This is a genomic window from Actinomyces sp. oral taxon 171 str. F0337 (assembly GCF_005696555.1).
Lineage (GTDB): Bacteria > Actinomycetota > Actinomycetes > Actinomycetales > Actinomycetaceae > Actinomyces > Actinomyces oris_E.
In genome coordinates, this window is record NZ_CP040005.1 from 644,002 (window position 1) to 664,343 (window position 20,342).

15 protein-coding genes and 1 pseudogene are annotated in these 20,342 nt (G+C 69.8%); 5 read left to right on the forward strand and 11 right to left on the reverse strand.

Annotation, left to right across the window (positions count from 1 at the left end):
• Positions 1 to 18 precede the first annotated feature (18 nt).
• The 5 genes from FBF36_RS02785 to FBF36_RS02805 form a co-directional block, all read right to left on the reverse strand.
• A complete protein-coding gene (locus FBF36_RS02785; RefSeq protein ID WP_009396843.1) occupies positions 19 to 1,590 on the reverse strand; it encodes a mannitol dehydrogenase family protein in 1,572 nt (523 codons plus the stop codon).
• Positions 1,591 to 1,755: 165 nt separating this feature from the next.
• Positions 1,756 to 2,406 carry a LutC/YkgG family protein gene (locus tag FBF36_RS02790; protein WP_075375997.1) on the reverse strand — a complete coding sequence of 217 codons (651 nt, stop codon included), beginning with the start codon at positions 2,404 to 2,406 and terminating at the stop codon, positions 1,756 to 1,758.
• Positions 2,406 to 4,139, reverse strand: coding sequence for a LutB/LldF family L-lactate oxidation iron-sulfur protein (locus FBF36_RS02795; RefSeq protein WP_138137141.1), 1,734 nt, complete (start codon positions 4,137 to 4,139; stop codon positions 2,406 to 2,408). The genes FBF36_RS02790 and FBF36_RS02795 overlap by 1 nt, the downstream gene beginning before the upstream one ends.
• Entirely contained in the window at positions 4,136 to 4,966 is an 831-nt protein-coding gene (locus FBF36_RS02800) for a (Fe-S)-binding protein (protein WP_034491464.1), read from the reverse strand. The genes FBF36_RS02795 and FBF36_RS02800 overlap by 4 nt, the downstream gene beginning before the upstream one ends.
• 457 nt (positions 4,967 to 5,423) lie before the next feature.
• Positions 5,424 to 6,104 carry a GAP family protein gene (locus FBF36_RS02805; RefSeq protein WP_138137143.1) on the reverse strand — a complete coding sequence of 227 codons (681 nt, stop codon included), beginning with the start codon at positions 6,102 to 6,104 and terminating at the stop codon, positions 5,424 to 5,426.
• Between the two features lie 178 nt (positions 6,105 to 6,282).
• On the opposite strand from FBF36_RS02805, the gene FBF36_RS02810 reads away from it, so the two are divergent.
• Entirely contained in the window at positions 6,283 to 6,900 is a 618-nt protein-coding gene (locus FBF36_RS02810; RefSeq protein ID WP_009394456.1) for a TetR/AcrR family transcriptional regulator, read from the forward strand.
• Between the two features lie 230 nt (positions 6,901 to 7,130).
• Here the strand turns inward: FBF36_RS02810 and FBF36_RS02815 are convergent, their stop codons facing one another.
• The 6 genes from FBF36_RS02815 to FBF36_RS02840 all read right to left on the reverse strand — a co-directional run bounded on the left by FBF36_RS02815 (position 7,131) and on the right by FBF36_RS02840 (position 16,715).
• Positions 7,131 to 7,964, reverse strand: coding sequence for an RCC1 domain-containing protein (locus FBF36_RS02815; protein ID WP_034491463.1), 834 nt, complete (start codon positions 7,962 to 7,964; stop codon positions 7,131 to 7,133).
• Between the two features lie 141 nt (positions 7,965 to 8,105).
• Complete coding sequence (locus FBF36_RS02820; RefSeq protein WP_050792632.1) at positions 8,106 to 9,815, reverse strand: L-lactate permease; 1,710 nt, start codon at positions 9,813 to 9,815, stop codon at positions 8,106 to 8,108.
• A gap of 278 nt (positions 9,816 to 10,093) precedes the next feature.
• Entirely contained in the window at positions 10,094 to 12,139 is a 2,046-nt protein-coding gene (locus FBF36_RS02825) for a heavy metal translocating P-type ATPase (RefSeq protein ID WP_138137145.1), read from the reverse strand.
• A gap of 231 nt (positions 12,140 to 12,370) precedes the next feature.
• Positions 12,371 to 13,906, reverse strand: coding sequence for a glycerol kinase GlpK (gene glpK, locus FBF36_RS02830; protein WP_009394447.1), 1,536 nt, complete (start codon positions 13,904 to 13,906; stop codon positions 12,371 to 12,373).
• Between the two features lie 89 nt (positions 13,907 to 13,995).
• Entirely contained in the window at positions 13,996 to 14,736 is a 741-nt protein-coding gene (locus FBF36_RS02835; protein WP_009394445.1) for an MIP/aquaporin family protein, read from the reverse strand.
• A 167-nt stretch (positions 14,737 to 14,903) separates the two neighbouring features.
• Positions 14,904 to 16,715, reverse strand: coding sequence for a glycerol-3-phosphate dehydrogenase/oxidase (locus FBF36_RS02840; protein WP_138137147.1), 1,812 nt, complete (start codon positions 16,713 to 16,715; stop codon positions 14,904 to 14,906).
• A gap of 363 nt (positions 16,716 to 17,078) precedes the next feature.
• Here FBF36_RS02840 and FBF36_RS02845 point away from each other — a divergent pair, with 363 nt between their 5' ends.
• The 4 genes and pseudogenes from FBF36_RS02845 (at position 17,079) to FBF36_RS02860 (ending at position 20,309) form a co-directional block, all read left to right on the forward strand.
• Entirely contained in the window at positions 17,079 to 18,224 is a 1,146-nt protein-coding gene (locus tag FBF36_RS02845; RefSeq protein WP_034491742.1) for a sugar-binding transcriptional regulator, read from the forward strand.
• A 137-nt stretch (positions 18,225 to 18,361) separates the two neighbouring features.
• A complete protein-coding gene (locus FBF36_RS02850) occupies positions 18,362 to 19,006 on the forward strand; it encodes an amino-acid N-acetyltransferase (protein ID WP_034491744.1) in 645 nt (214 codons plus the stop codon).
• A gap of 175 nt (positions 19,007 to 19,181) precedes the next feature.
• Positions 19,182 to 19,322 (forward strand): annotated as a pseudogene (locus tag FBF36_RS02855) (SRPBCC family protein); the annotation flags it as partial.
• Positions 19,323 to 19,454: 132 nt separating this feature from the next.
• A complete protein-coding gene (locus tag FBF36_RS02860) occupies positions 19,455 to 20,309 on the forward strand; it encodes a hypothetical protein (RefSeq protein WP_050792643.1) in 855 nt (284 codons plus the stop codon).
• Positions 20,310 to 20,342 lie beyond the last annotated feature (33 nt).

A 20,342-nucleotide genomic window follows, 5' to 3' on the forward strand; every position in this document is an offset into this window, starting at 1 on the left:
GCCAGCCCGTGGCCGGGGCTAAGCCACTCGGGTGTGGCCGGCCAGGGCCTGCAGACGTTCACGGGCACCGTCCCGGCGCAGAGCGTCCAGCTCCTCGACGAAGGCGCGTCGGAAGCGCTCATCTGTCGCCAGGTCCCCGAAGACGCCCTCATGGGAGATGAAGGCGGTCTCATGGCCGGCTTTCTGAGCCGCCGCCAGGGGCAGGAGCTCTTCGGCCAGCGGGTCGTCGATGACGATCTCCTCGCCGTTCTCGTCAACGCCCTCCTCACCCAGTGCCCAGGCGGCCACCATCGCAGCCCCCAGCCGGATCGGCCCGCCGGCAGTCAGGTTGTCGCGCACCGTGCCCAGGACGAACTTCGGCATCCGGCTGGAGGCGTCCTGCGCCAGTCTGAAGAGCGTGTCCGCAATTGCCTCGTTGGTGAAGCGCCAGAAGAGCGTGTCCACATACTCGTCCAGGTCGATCCCCGGCACCGAGCGCAGGGTGGCCCGCGCCTCGCGCTCAAGATAGGCCCTCACCCAGGTGGCGATGTCCGCATCGGCCGCGGCCTCGTGCGCGTACTCCATCCCCAGCAGCCGCCCCCAGTGGGCCAGCCCCTGGTGGGAGGCGTTGAGCAGGCGCAGCTTCATGAGCTCGTAGGGGACGACGTCGTCGACCATCTGCACCCCGACCTCCTCCCACGGGGGCCGACCGGCGGGGAAGTCGTCCTCGATCACCCACTGGGTGAAGGGCTCGCAGACCACCGGCCAGGCGTCCTCGATGTCGAGTCCGCGTCGCAGCTCGTCGATGTCCGCCAGCGTGGTCTGCGGGGTGATCCGGTCGACCATGCAGCTGGGGAAGGCGACGCTCCCGTCGATCCAGTCGGCCAGCTCCGGGTCGCTCATCGCCGCCTGGGAGACCACCGCCGTGCGGGCCACCTTCCCGTTACCGGGCAGGTTGTCGCAGCTCATCACCGTGAACGGCGGGGTTCCGTCCGCCCGACGCCGCCGCAGCGCCTCGACGATGTATCCGAAGGCCGTCGTCGGTTCACCCGGGTGGGTGGCGTCGTGGACGGCCCCGGGGCTGAAGGTGCGGAACTCGCCGGTGACGTCATCGACGTTGTAGCCGCCCTCGGTGATCGTCAACGAGACGATCCGGGTGGTGGGCCTGCTCATGAGGGCCAGAACGGCCTCGGGGTCGTCGGGGGCGAGGCGGTAGTCGTGAATGGAGCCGATGACCACCGGGTCGCGCAGCCCACCGGGGTGCTTGCGGATGAGGGTGTAGAGGTGGCCCTGGCTCTCCAGCGCGTCGCGCATCCGTGCGTCCCCGGGCAGCAGGCCGACACCGCAGATCCCCCACTCCAGGCAGGATCCCCCCGGTTTGATGGGCTCAGCGCCGTCTCGGGGGCCGGCCCCGGCGCGCCTGCGCATGAGCCTGTCGAGGTAGACGGCCTCGTGGGCACGGTGAAAGCCACCCACGCCGATGTGGACGATCCCAGTGATCATGGCGGAGCGGTCATAGTCGGGGGCCAGGGGCGACTCAGTCAGTGAGGTGGTCAAGAAGAGGTCCTTTCCATGCTGCCACCAGTCACTTCCAGTCAACTCCGCCTTCATGGAAAACCGGTGTGCGCCGGCCCCAGGCGACCTCATCGGCCCGTCCCGGTGCCCGCCTCACTTCCGCAGGAATCCTTGTGGGAGAAGAGAAACCGCAGAAGAGCTCCGCGTCGCCCGGGCGGTGTGCCATCGGGCGACGCGGAGTGCGGGTGGGCTTGATGAACCTCAGTGGGCGATGACGACGCGCAGGTTGCGCGGGCCGTGCACGCCGTTGACGCGCACGAGCTCGATGTCGCTGGTGGCCGAGCCGCCGGCGATCCACGTCATCGGGCGCGTGGGGTGCTCGCCCAGGACGTCGACGGCCTGCGGCACCGTCGGCATGATCGACTCGCGCTCCAGAACCACGACGTGCTTGTCCGGCACCAGTGAGATGGCCCGGCGCCCCTGGTCCGGCTCTCCGTCGAGGACGATCGTCCCCGAGATCGAGATGCCCACACGCGAGCAGGTCAGCACGGCGTCGATCTCATTGAGGTCGAGGGTGGCGATGGCCTCCTGGCGGGAGTCCTCCACCACGGTGCGGCCGTTGCGGGCGGCCGCCTCCTTGTAGGCCTCGGGCAGTCCCGCGGGGACGACGACGGAGCGCGCCTCACCGAGCAGCTCGTCAATGGCATCCAGGATCGCGGCGTCCTTGGGGGCGACGATGACCTCGGCCGAGTAGTCCTCGAGCTTCTCGATCATCTCGTCGACCACGGGCTTGGAGCCGGGGGGATTCTCACCGGAGCGGATGTAGTTGCGCGGGATCGGCCCCACCGGTCGGGTCTGGGACCGCGAGATCGCGTCGCGGGCGCGGGCCAGGATCGCGGACTTCGCATCCATCACAGCTCCTCCTCGCTGGTCGAGCCGGCCGGGGCCTGGGTGGCGGATGCCTCCGGGGTGATCGGCTCAGGGTTGATGATGGCTGAGCGTGCGTCCAGCGCGGCCGGGGCGGGCTCGCCGTCGGCGCTCGCGCTGCCGGACACCGGCTCGCCGGGAGGCAGTGGCGGATCGGCCGGGAAGCCGTCCGGGTGGCCGCGGCCGACCCGGGTGCCGGGGACCTGGCTCAGGGGGGTCTCGCCCTCGGGGTGGGTGCGCCGCCACCACTGGCGGAAGGTCTCCGAGGGGGCCACCGGCAGGTCGCGCGCCCCGGTCCATAGGGAGGCCGGGAAGGGCAGAGCGCCGATCTTGCCCTCCTTGCCGCCCAGAAGCGCCGAGGCCTTGACCGTCTGCGAGGCGGCCTCCCACAGCGAGCTCTTCGACATCACCGGGGCTGAGACGTTCATGGCCACGTCCCACACGTCCGGCACCACGCGGCGCTTGACGTCCACGGAGCGGGCCCGCAGGTGGACGAGGATCGTGGGGATGTCGATCTTGACCGGGCACACCTCACCGCAGGCCCCGCACAGGGAGGAGGCGAAGGGCAGGGTGTGGACCGGGTCGTCGTCGGCCAGCCCCTGCGTGAGCTGGGGGGTGATGATCGAGCCGATCGGGCCGGGGTAGACCGAGCCGTAGGCGTGCCCACCGGTGTGCTGGTAGACGGGGCAGATGTTCATGCACGATCCGCAGCGGATGCAGGCCAGGGCCTGGCGGCCCACCGGGTCGGCCAGGGTCTTGGTGCGCCCGTTGTCCATAAGCACCAGGTGGAACTCCTTGGGGCCGTCGCCCTCGGTGACACCTGTCCACATGGAGGTGTAGGGGTTCATGCGCTCACCGGTGGCCGAGCGCGGCAGGAGCTGGGAGAAGATCTCCACGTCCTGGAACCGGGGCACCAGCTTCTCGATCCCCATGAGGGTGATGAGCGTGTCCGGCAGGGTCAGGCACATGCGTCCGTTGCCCTCGGACTCGTAGATCGAGACCGTACCGGTCTCGGCCACACCCATGTTCGTGCCGGAGACGGCCACCGAGGCGTGCAGGAACTTGTTGCGCAGGTGTGAGCGGGCCGCGGCCGTGAGCTCCTGCGGGTCGTCGGAGAGATCCGCCGGGGCGTCATCCATGCGGTCCAGGAAGATGCCGCGCACCTCGGAGCGGTTGCGGTGGATGGCGGGCACCACGATGTGCGAGGGCATGTCGTCGGCGAGCTGGACGATCATCTCGGCCAGGTCCGTCTCGTGGGCGGTGATGCCCCGGTCGGCCAGGTACTCGTTGAGGTTCGTCTCCTGGGTGGCCATCGACTTGACCTTGACGACGTCGTCGACGCCCTTGGAGGCGATGATGTCGGTGATGATCCGGTTGGCCTCGGCGGCGTCACGCGCCCAGTGGACGATTCCGCCGCGGGCGGTCACGTTGGCCTCGAACTGCTCCAGCAGCTCGGGCATGCGCGAGGCGACCTCGAACTTGACGGCCTCCGCGGCGTTGCGCAGGTCTTCCCAGTCGGGCATCTCGGCCACGCGGTCGGCGCGCTTGGAGCGGATGGTGCGCGTGGCGTGGCCCAGGTTGCGGCGCATCTGGGTGTTGGCCAGCGTCTTGTGCGCGCCCTCGGGGAAGGTGGGTCCCCAGCGCAGCGTGTCCTCGGGCTGCTCGACCTCGGTGCGCCAGCCGCCCGTGTGGGGCATGCCCAGAAATACCTGTGTCATCGTGCCACCGCCTGTGTGTGCTGAGAGCTACTGGTGTGCTGGACGTGCTTGGGGGCGAAGGAGATGTTGCCCTCGAAGGGCGTGTCCTTGGTGGAGGCCAGGATCTCGGCCAGGTGCATGATGCGCACCCCGGAGTTGACGCGGGAGAGGCCACCGCCGATGTGCATGAGGCAGGAGTAGTCGCCGGCGCACAGGACCTCGGCGCGCGTGGACATCACGTTGCTCATCTTGTCGGCGAGCATCGCGGTGGAGGTCTCGGAGTTCTTCATGGAGAAGGTGCCACCGAATCCGCAGCAGACCTCGGCGTCGGGCAGGTCGATGAGGGTGAGGGCCTCGACGGCCTTGAGGAGGCGGTAGGGGCGGTCGGCGACCTTGGCGACGCGCAGCGAGTGGCAGGTGGGGTGGTAGGTGACTGTGTGGGGGAAGTAGGCGCCCACGTCCTCGGTGCCCAGCACATCGATGAGCAGCTCGCTGAGGTCGTAGGTGTGGGCAGCGATCTGCTCGACCCGCTTGGCCAGGGCCGTGTCGCCCACGTGCTCGGCCACGAGGCCCTGCTCGTGGCGGGCCGCGCCGGTGCACGAGCCCGAGGGGATGACGATGGCGTCCCACTCGCCGTCGAGGACGGGGGAGAAGGTGTCCACGTGGTTGCGCGTGATCTTGGCGGCCTGCTTGAAGTAGCCGGTGTTGGCGTGCATCTGGCCGCAGCAGACCTGTCCCTCCGGGAAGCAGACCTGGTGGCCGAGGCGCTCCAGGATGGTGACGGTTGCCTGCGCTGCCTGCGGGAACATGGTGTCCGCAAGACAGGTGGCGAAAAGGGCGATTCGCACGATATGCCTCCACGACGTCGTAGCTGGGACTATCACGAGGACCGTCCGGACTGCCTGCCTGGAGCAGGGTGCGGCGCGGCCTCGGCTGTGTCTCAGGCTACGGGCCGGTGTCAGCGCTCATCTGATGACGGCGTGCTCCTGGTCGGTTGGTTCTGCTCTCCAGGGGCGGGTTTCCGGCGAGATGGTGCAGTTCTGTGCAGGAGAGTGTTGGTTCGGGAGAGAGGCGTCCGCGGCGTGTGGGAGGTAAGTCCTAGGCCTGGATTGCGTCATGGGTCACTGCTGTTATCTGATCCGCGGGCTCAGGTGCGGACCGAGCGGGTGCGCGGGCGCCGTCGGAGGATGAGGACGTACCTTCGCCGTGAGGAATGCGTGTCGTTGTAGATGGCCGGGTTCTGACCGCGGCGGTTCTCGTCAAAGCGCAGTCCTCGTGCGGAAAGTACGTCCTCGATCGGTCCGGCTAACCCAACAGGCCCAGGGCGCCTGCGCTGCGCCCGGCGAGGTGGAGACCGAGGATCGCTGCGACCCACAGGAGAGTGACCTTGGCCTCGTACTCCAGCCTGGGGGCGATTCTGGCCAGCTTGGGTAGAAAACGCTGCCCCAGCGTATCGGCCAGGACGAGCAGGACGAGGGCGGGTGCGATCATGACCAGGCAGTACAGGATCAAGGTGACGATCCGTACCGGCCAAGCCTCTGGTGAGGAGGCGATGATCCCGGTCGCCGCGATGTAGGGAACCATGGTGGCGGCTTCGGCGAGTGAGGCTCCCAGTCCCAGCACGACCATCGCCCCGGCCGAGGCGGGGGTGGGTCGGCTTCCCAGAGAATCCGTTCCGGGCTCGGGCTTGGCCGGGTCGGGGCCGAGGATGCCGAAGCCCGCCAGCACCACACCGATGACAAGGGTCGCCCACTGTGCCGTCTCGGTGCGGGCCAGGCGTGCCGCGGTGGAGCCGATGAGGTCGAAGCCGGCCACCAGGGCGATCCCGAGGCCGAGGTACACCAGGCACACGGTGGTCAGGTAGATGGTCATCGGCCCGCGGTCCACGCGACGGCTGCGCACGACGAGAGCGATCGGGATGATCAGCGTGCCCAGGCTGGTGGAGTCCAGCAGGGCGAGTCCTGCGAGTGTGGTGGCGTGTTCCATGGGGCACCTCTGCTCATAGACCGGATGTAGTCGTACGATCGTACGATCATTCTTATACGATCGTACGGGGAACGGTCTGGTGAGGCAACTGCCGTAAAGTGCCAGGGAGGCCTGCGGTAGTGACGTCGGAGAGTGTCCGTGAAGGTACTGAGGTGAAGAGCGACGGAGGAGAGCGTTAATGGACCAGGAGACGAACCGGCAATCGGTCCTCGACACCCCGATGTCACCGGCCGTGAGCATGACCGCTGACGCCACCATCGCGATCATCGCCGAGGAGGGCTTCGACCGGGTCAGTGTTCGCAGCGTGGCCGCCCGGCTCGGCGTCGCCCCGGGCACCGTTCAGTACCGCTCGCCGAGCCGGCGAGCTCTGCTGACCGACGCCCTCGTCCGCTCCGTCCAGCGCCAGGCCGGCCGTGTGGTCTCTCATGAGGTCGACTCCGCGCAGCCGGAGACTTTGGTGAGGGCTCTTGCCGAGCTGCTGCCGACCGGGGCCGTGCAGCGCGAGGACGCGGCTGCCTGGGTCGCCTTCGGAGCCGCCGCATCCACCAGGCCCTGGCTGGCCGATCCCTACTGGGAGGCGCTCCAGATCATGCGGACCTGGGTCGAGGGTGTCCTGGCCGACGCTCGGAAGGCCGGTCGTATGCGCGCGGACCTGTCACCCGCCGAGGGAGCGCGCCTGGTGACCGCCGTCGTCAATGGGCTGACCCTCGACATGCTCAACGCCCCGCCAACGGAGCCCGATGAGGTGATCGGCCAGCTGCGCTCGGGGCTGGGCCTGGTCCTGCGCGGCCTGTGAGACCCGCGGGGCGATGAGGGCAGTGAGCGTGAAGTCGTCGGCCACGGGTACCGTGAGAGGGACCTACCTTCGCCGCGAGGGCCCCGTGTCGTTGTAGATGGTCAGATTCTGATCGCGGCGGTCCTTGACAGGGCTCGGCCCTCAATTGATAAGTGCGCTCTCGATCCGACGCCGGGGCTTGGGTACGGCCCTCCATCCTGACGTGTGTCTGTGCAGTTGCGACGCTGGATTCAGTTGCCGGACCAGGTCTCGACCTCGAGCTGTCCGTGGCTGTTGCTGCCGGTGGCGACGACACCGCCGTCGGCACGGAGACCGACGGTGTGGGCCGTGCCCGCCGCAATGGCCACGATGTCGCGCCACTGGCTCACGTCGCACTGACCGGCCTCAGACCTGCCTGCTGCGACGACGGTGCCGTCAGCCTTGAGTCCGATGCTGTGGTAGCTGCCCGCCGCCACGGCGATGATGTCAGTCCAGTGCTCGACCCCGGCCCAGGACTCCGGACGTCCGACCGCGCGAACAGTGCCGTTTCCCAGCAGACCCAGGGTGTGGAGGTAGCCCGCGGACACCGCGCGCATCCGGCCCCAGTCGTGCACCTCGCACTGGCCGGCGGTGTTGTTGCCGGCCGAGCAGACGCTCCCGTCGGCCCGAACGGCCACCGTGTGCCAGTCGCCGCAGCTGATGTCCATGATCTCGCGCCAGTGGTCGACCTGCCTTTGCCCCTCGGCACTGCGGCCAGTCGCCACCACTGTCCCGTTGATGCGCAGTCCTGCGCTGAATCTCCATCCGGCGGCGATGGCGACGACGTCTCGCCAGCTCTGGACGTCGCACTGCCCCTGCGCGTTCCAGCCGCAGGCCAGCACCGTTCCGTCGTCGCACAGGCCGAGCGTGTGGGACCGGCCGGTGTTGGCGGCCGCATGGACGCTGCCCGCCGCCACGGCGATGACGCCTCGCCACTGCAAGACCCGGCACTCTCCGGCGTCATCCGCTCCGACGGCGACCACCTGACCGTTGGGGAGACAGCGGACGGTGTGCCTGCGTCCAGCAGCCAGGGGAGCATGAGTCATCGCGGGGCCCTCCTTCGCGCCCATCCCAGCAGAATCGCCTCGCTTTCGCCACTGAAGCCGGAGGAGTGAGTGCACGCACGGCGCCCCCGGAACCGCGAAGAATCCGGGGGCGCCGTGCGTGGGAGTCGGTGGCCGACAGGCTCAGACGCCCAGTCCGAACTGGGAGGCCAGGAACACGAGAGTGCCCAGCAACAGCAGCAGCCCGATGGAGTAGGGCGCCGCCTTCTTGAGGATCTCGGCGTCCGTACCGGGTGCGTCCACCGCGGTCGAGGCGATGGCCAGGTTCTGCGGGGAGACGATCTTGCCCAGCCCGCCACCGATGGTGTTGGCGGCCAGCAGGATCTTCGGGTCGAGCCCGGCCCCCTTGGCGGCGGTGGCCTGCAGGTTGGCGAACAGGGCGCCCGCGCTCGTTGCCGAGCCGGCCACGGCGGTCCCCACCCAGCCCAGGGCCGGGGAGAGGAAGGCGTAGGCGGCGCCCGTGGCGGCCAGGGCCGCGCCGATGGCGGAGGTCTGGCCGGAGAAGTTCATGACGTAGGCCAGGGCCATGACGGCGGCGATCGTCAGGATCGCCATGCGCAGTGTGTAGCAGGTCTTGGCCAGCGTGGCGAAGCCCTTGCCCACACTCATCTCGAACTTCCCGGGTACCGAGCGCGCCGTGTAGATGAAGGTGACGATGATGGCGGTCAGGAAGATCCAGGTGCCCGGGTTGGACAGGGTCTGAAGGTTGTAGACGGCGCTCTTGGAGGCCTCGCCCTTGGCGTCCAGGAGCTGGCCGTACACGCCGGGCCACTCGATCTTCAGGTCGGTGGCCTTGAAGGCCTTGTCGAGATTGACACCCAGGGTCCACAGCTTGGTGGTGGCGATGATGACCACCACCAGGACGTAGGGCAGCAGGGCCAGGATGACGCGCTCGCGGTCGGGGGCATCGTCGGCGGCCACCTGGGAGCGGTACTCGTCAGGGGTCGTGGGGGTCCACACCAGCAGGAAGACGTAGGAGGCGGCCAGTCCCAGCAGGGAGGCCAGCACGGCGGTGAGCTCGTAGGAGATCGAGGGGGTGAAGAAGTGACCGACCCCGGTGGCCAGTCCCGCGACGATGGCCAGCGGCCACAGCTGCTTGACGCCGCGCGCGCCGTCGAGGATGAACAGCAGCAGGAGCGGGATGAAGGCGCAGAACACCCAGGTCAGGTGCCCCATGGCGGTCGCGACCGTCACCGGCTCCTGGCCGCCGAGCTTGCCGGCCGTCGTGGTGGGAATGGCCATGGCGCCGAAGCCCACGTTGATGGCGTTACCGACCATGACGACGACGGCCGCCTTGAGCTTGGGCAGACCCAGGGTCGCCACCATGGCGGCGGCGATGGCCACCGGGGCGCCGAAACCGGCCAGCCCCTCAAGCAGGCCGCAGAAGGAGAAGGCCACGATGAGGGCCTGGGCGCGCATGTCGCCCTTGCCGATCACGTTGAACACGGCCTTGAGGTCCTTGGAGCGACCCGAGACGTCAGTGAGGTTGTAGAGCCACACGGCCGCGATGATGATGTAGATGATCGGGACGAATCCCAGGGCCATGCCCTGGGTGGCGCTCATGACCGTCATGCCCACCGGCATGTGGAACAGGGCGACCGCGGTGAAGGCCGCGATCACCAGGGAGATGAGGGCGCACCAGTGGGTGGCCACCTTGAACACGCCCATGAGGACGAAGAACACCACCAGCGGCAGCAGGCCCACGGCGGCGGTGAGGTAGACGTTGCCTCCCACGGCGGTGGTCGACGGCGTGAAGGTGTCGGACTGTGCCGCCAAGGCTGGGGCGAGTGGTGCCGTATGCATTGGCAGGACTGACAGGACGGCTGGCGTCATGGCTACTCCACTGTGAGTACTGATGGGGTCGTCCAGGTCGCGAACGGGGCTGGGCTGGCAGCCGCGTTGTTACGTCCTGGGTACTAAGGCCTAACGATCATGCCACGGAGACGATGACTTGTGCACCACGTGGCGTGGCCGCGTGCCGTCTTCGCACAGCCTTCCAGGTGAAAGTGAGGAGGAGGGCGCGGTGTCCGAGGCTGCCGGGATCGTGATGGTGCTCGCGGCCGTTTCGTACCGGCTCCCGGTGCCATGGCTCGTACTGGTGGCCGGCCGACTCAGCGCCTGCGGGTGCGCCGGGGCACCAGTCGGGCCGAGTTGAGGATGAAGGCGGATTCGGAGACGACGTGCACGAGCGCCGCGGCCACCGGCCCCAGCAGCCCCAGCCCGGCGGCGATCATGCCGACGACGTCGACCACCACCGTGCCCACGAAGTTCACCATGATGATGCGCCGGGCACGCCGGGCCACCCGCACGGTCTCGACCAGGTCGGCCGGGGCGGATCCCACCAGCACCACGTCCCCGGCCTCGCGGGCCACGTCCGTACCGGTTCCCATGGCGATGCCGACGTCGGCGGCGCCCAGGGCGGGGGCGTCGTTGACTCCGTCGCCCACCATGGCCACGCACTTGCCCGCCCGGCGCAGCGAGTCGACGACCTCCTCCTTGTCGGTGGGCAGCAGGTCGGCGCGCACCTGATCCTCGGTCAGGCCGAGCAGGCCGGCCACGTGGCGTGCGGAGGCGGCCGAGTCGCCGGTGAGCATGAGGACCTCCAGCCCCATGTCACTCAGGTCGCGCACGGCGGTGGCCGCCCCTTGACGCAGCCTGTCGGTCAGGGCGATGGTGCCCAGGAGCTGTCCGTCGGACCGCACCTCCACCACCGAGGTGGCCGACGGCGCCTCCGGGTCGGACCCGGCGCTCAGTGCGATGGCGTCATCGGAGCCGGTGGTGGCTCGGTCTGCCTGGTGCCCCTGCGCCTGGCGGCGCCCCACGGTGATCCGGCGCCCTTCGATGTGGGCGCTCACGCCGGCTCCGGGGGAGTAGGTGACGTCGCCCGGCACCGGCACCGTCAGGTCGCGCACGGCGGCCTCGGAGTAGATGGCCCGGCCGATCGGGTGCTCGGAGTTCCACTCCGCCGCAGCCGCAAGGGCGAGTACCTCGTCCTCTCCTGCGGCGTCCTCGGTGGGATGCACGCTCGCGACCCAGGGCGCGCCCACGGTGAGGGTCCCGGTCTTGTCCATCACCACCGTGTCCACCGCGGAGAGCTGCTCCAGATGGGTGCCGTCCTTGACGAAGGCCCCGCAGCGGGCGGCGCGGGCGATGGCCGCCAGAACCGCCAGGGGAGTGCCCGCGGCCACCCCGCAGGCCCCGGCCACGATGATGACCGAGATCGTGGCGCGCGCGTCCCGTGTCACCAGGAAGGTGACGAGGGCCGCCGCCAGCGCCAGGTAGACGATGCGGGCCGCCAGACGGTCGGCCAGGCGCTGGACCGGAGCACGCGACGACTGGGCACGGCGCACCGCCGCCACGATCCGCCCGTACGAGGACTCCTCGCCGACCCGCTCCACCTCGAGCTCCAGGGCGCCGCGGGTGATGGATCCAGCGGGGACGCGGTCGCCCGGACCGACCTGCACGGGCAGTGCCTCCCCGGTGATCCGGGACTGGTCGACGTCGGCCCGGCCGGTGCGTACGACGCCGTCGACAGGTACCCGGCCCCCGGGGCTCAGGGCGATGACCTGCCCCGGGCGCACCTCATCCACGGGGACATCGGTGGTCTCGGCGGACTCGGCGGACTCAGCCGACTCCGGGGCGGTCACCACCCGCGCGGTCTGCGGCAGGAAGGACATGAGATCGGTCAGGGCGTCGCGCCCGCGATCCATCGACAGCTCCTCCAGGACCTCGGCGCACAGCGCGAAGACGGTCACGGCCAGGGCGGTCACCCACTCGCCGATGGCTGCGGCCGCCACGATGGCCAGCAGCATCGACAGCTCCATACTCATGCGCCGTTCGCGCAGGTCGCCGACCGCCTCGACGATGATCGGCCAGCAGCCCACCGCCAGCGTCACCGCCCCGACGGCGCCCACGGCCCAGCCGGGTGTGCCGGCCGCGCTCGCGATCCAGGCGCCCAGTGCCGCCAGTCCCACCAGGACGATGCGTACGACGTCGGTCCACTCGATCCGCTCGAGGATCCCCTCGCCCGTGCGGGCGTCGGAGGAACCGCCGGTGCCGGAGAGCTCGTCGGACTCGTCGACGGGCAGTGCCGGCGTCGATGCCGACGGCGCCGAGGCGGGCGGGGACACGTGGGCAGCGGATGGGTGAGCCGTCATACAGGGACTCCTCGCAAGGGGGACGGGAAGGACTCCGCGGAGCGGGCCGGAGAGCACCACCCAGGAATCTACCGACCATTCGAGCCGGTCAACAGTGTATGAGAGGACTAGTGGCGCGCAAGGGCGCCGCCGACGGCCCCGTGGGGAGACGGGACCCGTCGGCGGCGCCTGGGGTGCTGGGTGGTCAGGCGGTTGCTGACGCAGCCGCCTGAGTGCTGCCGGATGTCACTCCTACTCGACCACGTCCTCGTCGACCCAGTCCAGGGTGCGCTGGACGGCCTTGTTCCAGTTGCGGAAGAGCCGCTCGCGCTCGGCCTCCTCCATGGTCGGCTCCCAGCGCTTGTCCTCGGCCCAGTTGTCGATGACGTCCTGGGTGCCCGACCAGAAGCCCACGGCGATACCGGAGGCGTAGGCGGCCCCCAGCGCCGTGGTCTCGGCGACCTTCGGACGCACCACGGGCACGCCCACCTGGTCGGCCTGGAACTGCATGAGCAGCTCGTCGCGGGTCATGCCGCCGTCGACCTTCAGCTCGGTGAGGGCCTGCCCTGAATCGGCGTTCATGGCCTCGAGGACCTCGCGGGTCTGGTAGGCGGTCGACTCCTCCACGGCCCGGGCGATGTGCGCCTTGTTGACGTAGCGGGTCAGGCCTACCAGGGCGCCGCGGGCGTCGGGACGCCAGTGCGGGGCGAACAGCCCGGAGAAGGCCGGCACGAAGTAGGCCCCGCCGTTGTCCTCGACGCTGGAGGCCAGGGCCTCGATGTCCTTGGAGTCGGCGATGATGCCCAGGTTGTCGCGCAGCCACTGCACCAGTGAGCCGGCCACGGCGATCGAGCCCTCCAGGGCGTAGACGGCCGGCTCGTCCCCGATCTGGTAGCACACGGTGGTCAGCAGCCCGTTCTCACTGCGCACCGGGGTGGTGCCAGTGTTCATGAGCATGAAGCAGCCGGTGCCGTAGGTGTTCTTGGCCTGGCCCTTCTCGAAGCAGGCCTGCCCGAAGGTCGCAGCCTGCTGGTCGCCGAGGATGCCGCTGATGGGTGTGTCCACCAGCAGACCGTTCTTGCGGCCGTGGCCGAAGATGCCGGAGGATGGCCGGATCTCGGGGAGCATGGAGACGGGGATGCCCATGTCCGCGCAGATCTCCGGGTTCCAGTCCAGGGTGTCGATGTTCATGAGCATCGTGCGCGAGGCGTTGGTGACGTCGGTGGCGTGCACGCCGCCGTTGACCCCGCCGGTGAGGTTCCACAGCGTCCAGGTGTCCATGGTGCCCATGAGGAGGTCGCCGGCCTCGGCGCGCTCGCGGGCGCCCTCGACGTTCTCCAGGACCCAGGCGACCTTGGGGCCGGCGAAGTAGGTGGCCAGACCCAGGCCGACGCGGTCCTTGTACTTGTCCGGGCCGTCCTCGCCGGCCAGGCGGTCGCAGATCCTCTGGGTGCGGGTGTCCTGCCAGACGATGACGTTGTAGACGGGCTCGCCGGTGTTCTTGTCCCACACGACGGCGCTCTCGCGCTGGTTGGTGATGCCCACCGATGCGATCTCGTGGCGGTTGATCTGCGCCTTGACCAGCACCCCGCCGACGACGGAGCGGATGTTGTCCCAGATCTCGTTCGCGTCGTGCTCGACCCAGCCGGCGCGCGGGAAGATCTGCTCGTGCTCCTTCTGGTCGACGGCGACGATCCCTCCGTCGTGGTTGAACAGGATGGCGCGTGAGGAGGTCGTACCCTGATCGATGGCCAGGACGTACTTCTTCTCAGTGCTGTTGGGGCTCACAGGAATGTCCTTTCACTGCGGTGTGAGGGGGCGGTGGTGAGGGCTGCGCTCGGCAGCGATTGCGGATGCGGTACGGGGGTCGTGCGGACTCAGAACAGCCCGGCGACGTGGGGGACGATGAGCCCGGCGGCGACGGCGCCGATGATCGGGCCGACGACCGGGACCCAGGAGTAGGCCCAGTCCGAGTCGCCCTTGCCGGGGATCGGCAGGAGGGTGTGGGTGATGCGCGGGCCCAGGTCGCGGGCCGGGTTGATGGCGTAGCCGGTGGGACCGCCCAGGCTCATACCGATGACGACGACGACCAGGGCCACGGCCAGCGGGCCCAGGCCCGAGGGGGTCTTGCCCGAGGCGATGATCCAGGCCAGCAGGACGAAGGTGCCCACGGCCTCGGTCACGACGTTCCAGCCGTAGGAGCGCACCGCCGGGCCGGTGGCGAACACGGCGAGCTTGCTGGCGGCGTCGGCCTCCTGGTCGAACTGCTTCTTGTAGGACAGCCAGACGGTGGCGGCACCCGCCATGGCGCCCACCATCTGGGCGGCGATGTAGACGGGGATGGTGGTCGCCGTCGCTGGGATCCCGTCGGCCAGGTCTCGTCCGGCGACCGCCAGGCCGATGGTCACGGCCGGGTTGAGGTGCGCGCCGGTCTTGTAGCCGGCGTACACACCCACGAAGACCGCCAGTCCCCACGCCATGGTGATGACGATCCAGCCGCTGTCCTTGGCCTTGGAGGTGGGCAGCAGGACACCGGCGACGACGCCGCAGCCCAGAAGAATGAGGAGGAACGTCCCCAGGGCCTCCGAGGCGAAGATCTGGGTCAGGGTCGCAGACATGTGCGGCTCTCTTTCTGCACGACGGTGTGCGGGTCTATTCGGGACTGCGAGGTCCGGTGTGTTGGTGGTGGGTGGTCGCGGTGCCCGCCTCCGCCGGAATCTGCGGGCGCCACGGGGATCCCGCGGGCCGAGCGGTACCGGGTGCGGTCCGCTCGGCCAGCAGGAGGCTAGATCGGCTCGGAGATGTGCGCCACTGCGGCGGCGTCAGTCAGCTCGGCCTCGGCCGCGGCGATCTGAGCCACGCGCTGGGCGTAGGCCTCCTTCTGGGCGGCGACGTCATCCTCCGACCAGCTCAGCAGCGGCGCCATGATCGCCAGGATCTCGTCGGCGGCGGCCAGGCCCCGGTCGCGGCGTGAGAGGTCCAGTCGCACCCGGCGCAGCAGGACGTCGTCGAGGCTCTCGGCGCCTTCGTGGGTGACGGCCCAGGCGACCTCGGCGCGCAGGTAGGTGGGGGCCTCCGCCAGCGGCTCGCCCAGGCGCGCCTCGGGGCCGGCGGCGTCGATGGCCTCCAGCAGGGCCGGGGTCTCGTCGCCGTAGCGGTCCAGCAGGTGGGTGACCCGAGCCAGGGTCCAGCCGCGCTCGCCGGCGATCCGTCCGGCCCGCTTGGCCAGGGCGTGGTAGCCGGCCGCACCCACCAGGGGCAGCTCCTGCGTGGCGCAGGGGTGGGCGTGGGCCAGGGCCTCGCCCAGGGCGTGGTCGACGGCGTCGGCGGCCATGACCCGGTAGGTGGTCAGCTTGCCCCCGGCGATGGCGGTCAGCCCCGGGGCGATCCGGGTGACCGTGTGCTCGCGGGAGACCTTCGTGGAGGCGGCCTCCGCGCCCGGCTTGAGCTTGGGCTGGAGCAGGGGGCGCAGCCCCGCGTAGACGCCGATGATGTCATCGTGGGTGATGGGCCGCGACAGCACGGAGTTGGCGTGCTCGAGGATGTAGTCGACATCGGCGGCGGTGGCCACGGGCTTGGAGACGTCCAGGTCCCAGGGGGTATCGGTGGTGCCGATGACCCAGTACTCGGGCCAGGGGATGATGAACAGGACCGACTTCTCGGTGCGCAGGAAGACGCCGGTCTCGGCGTCGATGGCCTCCTTGGGGACCACGATGTGGATGCCCTTGGAGGCCAGGACCTTCAGACCGCCGGCGTCGGTGGCCAGGTCCTGGACGTCCTCGGTCCACACGCCTGCGGCGTTGATGGTGCGCTTGGCCCGGATCTCGTGGGTGGTGCCGGTGGTCAGGTCGGTGATGCGGGCGCCGTGGACGTGGCCGCGCTCGTCGGTGAGGAAGCCGGTGACCTTCGTGCGGTTGGCGGCCAGCGCCCCCAGGCCGACGGCGGTGCGCACCAGGTCGATGACCAGGCGGGCGTCGTCGACCCGGGCGTCGAAGAAGCGGATGGATCCGGCCAGGCCGCTGGTGTCCAGGGAGGGGGCCAGGGCGGAGGTGCCCTTGCGGCCCAGGTGGCGCTGGATCGGCACGGTCTTGCGGCCTCGGGCGCCGGCCAGGGCCAGGGCGTCGTACATGCCCACGCCGACGGCGGAGTAGGAGCGCTCGTAGTGGTGCTTGAGCGGCCACAGGAAGGGCTGGGCCTTGACCAGGTGCGGCGCGGTGGTGCTCAGCAGGCGGCCGCGCTCGGTGAGGGCCTCGTGCACGAGGGCGAAGTTGAGCTGGTAGAGGTAGCGCAGGCCGCCGTGGACGAGCTTGGAGGACCACGAGGAGGTGCCCGAGGCCCAGTCGCCCATCTCCACGATGCCGGTGCGCAGGCCGCGGGCCGCGGCGTCCAGGGCGATGCCGGCGCCGGTGACGCCTCCGCCGACGACCAGCACGTCCAGGCCCTCGGCCGAGCACATCTCCTCCAGGGCGTGCTCGCGCTGGGGGGCGTTGAGCGCGGTGTCGTGGGTGGGGGCGGGGTAGGAGGGCGAGGCGGGAGCGGTCGGGCCGGAGCTGCGGACGGAGGACTTCTTGGAGGAGGGCTTGCGGGTGGAGGTCATGGCTCCTGGGCTCCTACGTGTCGTGAGGTCGAACTGATGGGGCTCTACGGGGCCGGTCGGCGTTGACCGGGGTGCCGGACCGGATGCAGACCGAGTCCCGGCTTCCGGTGCCGGGGCCCGCTGCGTTCCGTCGCGCTCGCACGGCCCTTCTGTGGTGACGGGCACCACTGTCCGTGGCGTATGGGAGAATGCGCAAGATATGTGCACTAATGTGCAGATGGCTTTCGAGGTATCCACAAGAATGTCCGCTTATCTATGTGGGCAGTCCTCCTCGCCAGGACATCCGACGTCGTACGCGGGAGGATCGTGCCCTCCCGCTGTGTGGAACGGCCCCGTCGTCGACGGGAGGAGAAGGAGGATGGCGTGACTGGCAGAACCGCTTCTGATGCGGCCGGGCGCGCGGTGAGCACCGCCGACCCCGGTGGCCTCCTGCGTGCCTATGAGGCGGCCTCCATGTACTACGTCCAGGGCGAGACGATGGAGGTGATCGCCCACCACCTGGGGGTGTCGCGCTCGACCGTCTCCCGGCTCCTGGCGCGTGCCCGCCAGGAGGGCATCGTGCGGGTCAGCCTCGTCCAGCCCGGTGGCGCAGGCTCCCTGGAGGGGCGGATGGCGCAGGTCTTCGGGGTCCGCACGCACATCGTTCCGGTGCGCGAGGGCACCACGGAGATCCACCGTCTCCAGCAGGTCGCCTCAGTCGCCGCCGCGCGCATGGTCGACCTCATCGAGGCCCTGGCCGAGCAGGGCGGGAGCGGAGGGACTGATAAGCCGGGACCGGCTGGCTCCGACGACGAGACCCCCCGTGGGCCCGCCGGGGCCGCCCAGGACGCTGGAGCAGGAGGCCTCGTCGTCGGCGTCGCCTGGGGCACCACCATGTCGGAGGTCAGCGCCGCCCTGCCCTCGCGCCCCGTGCCGGGACTGACCGTTGTCCAGCTCAACGGCGCCTCGGATCCCGTGCGCGAGGGGCCCAGCGCCGGTGAGGTCCTCTCCCGGATGCGCCTGTCGCTGGGAGCTCGCACGATCTCCTTCCCGGTGCCGGCCTTCTTCGACCATGTGGCCACCCGCGAGGCCATGTGGTCGGAGCGCTCGGTCAAACGGGTCCTGTCGGTGGCGCGGCGCGCGAGCCTAGCCGTCTTCGGTGTCGGCGCCCTCGATGCCCTCAACGGGGCTCTGCCCTCCCAGGTCTATGAGGGCGGCCACCTCACCGCTCGGGACCAGGCCGTCCTGCGCCGCCAGAACGTGGTGGGGGACGTGTGCACCGTCCTGCTGCGCTCCGACGGCTCCTGGCGTGACGTCACCCTCAACGCCCGGGCCACGGGGCCGACTCCCGCCCAGCTCACCCGGATTCCGCGCCGCCTGTGCGTGGCCGCAGGGACAGGGAAGGCCCGCGCCCTGCTGGCCGCGCTGCGCGCCCGGATCGCCACCGATCTCATCGTCGACGACGCCACCGCACGCGCCGTCCTCGATCTCGCCGATGCCCGGGGGCAGGCGGGAGGCGGTTCTCGATGAGCCGTGAACATGGCAGGATGTGGGCCCGGATCGCGCCGCGGTCTGCTCATGGCCCCGACGTCGCCGGTGGAGCAGCGGATCGTGGGGCGTAAGACCAGAACTGAGCCCTACGGAATCTCTACGGAACACGGATGACGATGAGTAGCACGGCTGTCACCACAGACGAGCATCGACCCGCTGGTCGGCCGACGCACCGGGTCGAGCTCTACGGGGCCGACGGCGTGCTCCGCGTCCTGCGGCCGGCGCGCCCGGCGGACGTACGCGCCATCGCCGAGCTGGTGCGCCCCTACGCCGAGCGCCGCGTCCTCATCGCCAAGGACCTCATCTCCTACTTCGAGGACATCCAGGAGTTCATCGTCGCCGAGGAGGTCCCGGGCGGCGTCGGCCACGACGGAAGAGATGGGGGAGGAGACGGAGGAGAACCGTTGGCCGCCCCCAGGATCGTGGGTTGCGGGGCTCTGCACATCATGTGGGACGACATCGCCGAGGTGCGCACTCTGGCCGTCCACCCCGAGGCCCTGGGGACGGGGCTCGGCTCGGCCATCCTGCGCGAGCTCATCACGCAGGCCCGGGAGATGGGACTCAAGCGCGTGTTCTGCCTGACCTTCGAGGAGCCGTTCTTCGGCGCCCACGGATTCGAGCCCATCGATGGTACGCCGGTGGGTGCGGACGTCTTCTCCGAGATGCTGCGCTCCCACGACGACGGCCTGGCCGAGTTCCTCGACCTGGCCCGGGTCAAGCCCAACACCCTGGGCAACGCCCGCATGCTCCTGCACCTGTGAGTCGATCAGGCTGAGTGGGCCGGGCGCGCGGGTGCAGGGCGGCGTGCCGTGGCTCTGCGTGGCTGCATGATCGGGCGCGATCCTTCCGGGCAAGCAACCGACAACTGTGTGACAGCCGTACGACCACCGTGGAGGAGCGCCCATGATCCGCAACGTTCACGAACGCGTCATCAACGCCCCCATCGAGCCCCTGCACGACGCCGTCGTCGAGGACCTCTTCGACAACGCCGAACGGGAGGCCACGGGCACGGTCGTCCGTCCCGCGGCGTGGTCCTCGAGGGTGCGCGTGCTGCGCCGCCTCACCGGTGACAGGTAGCTGTCGAGAGCAGTCACGTGCTGGCCGGGTGGATGGGGAGTTCTGCCTGCGCCCGTCTCAGCACCGAGTCGGTAGCCTGGCGAGGTCCTGCCAGGTCCCCGTGTCTTCGAAGAAACCCTGAGGAAAGTGCTCATGAGTCAGCCACCGGTCAGCGGTCCCTACAGTCAGCCCGGCCCGTACGGGCAGTACGGTCAATCCGGTGCCCCTGGACCTCAGGTTCAGTACGGGCAGACCAGTCAGACCGGTGCCGGCCCATACGGTCAGCAGGTCGGACAGCCCGGAGTGAGTCAGTCGGCTCCCCACGGCGTTCCGGCGGGCCCGCAGTCCTCCTTGGCCCCGCAGCCCGACTACCGGCCCTCCCAGCTCGGCCCGATCCCCGTTGAGCAGGACAAGCTGGTCCTCAGGCCCACAGCGACGACCGCCAGCCGCATCCAGTTCCTCGTGGGCGGAGGCTTCGCGCTGGTGTGCCTATCCGGTGCGGTCTGGAACCTCATCCACCTCGGTGATGGGGGAACGATCACAGCCTTCGTCATCCTGCTGCTGCTCGGGATAGTCGTGTCGCTTGCCGTTCTGCTCCTCATGTCGGTGCGCACGGTTCTCGACGCCACCGGCATCCACATCGGGGCCGGCGGCAGAGGCCACGACATCCCCTGGCCCCGGTCGCGCACGGGTCTGTTCGTCAAGGTCTCCGGTGCGCCGGCGGCTCTGAACGCCGCCGCCGGCAGGATCCAGATCCGTCACGCCGAGGCTCACGTCGTCAACACCGACGGCAAGGCCGTCGCCCTGGCCGGTATGACCTGGTCCGGTATCAGCGCCCGGGCGCTGGAGAGCAAGGGCTCCGCCGAGCTGGACCGCATCTGGGAGTGGGCCGTCGCGCGCGGGTACACCCAGGAGACGGGTGAGTACGTCGAGCTGAATGGTGTCCTGGGCATTCAACAGGGGACCCGGGAGCGTCAGGAGCGCCGTCAGGGCCTGGGGCGCTTCTGACGAAGGTGTTGTCTCATGACGTCTCAGGGCTAC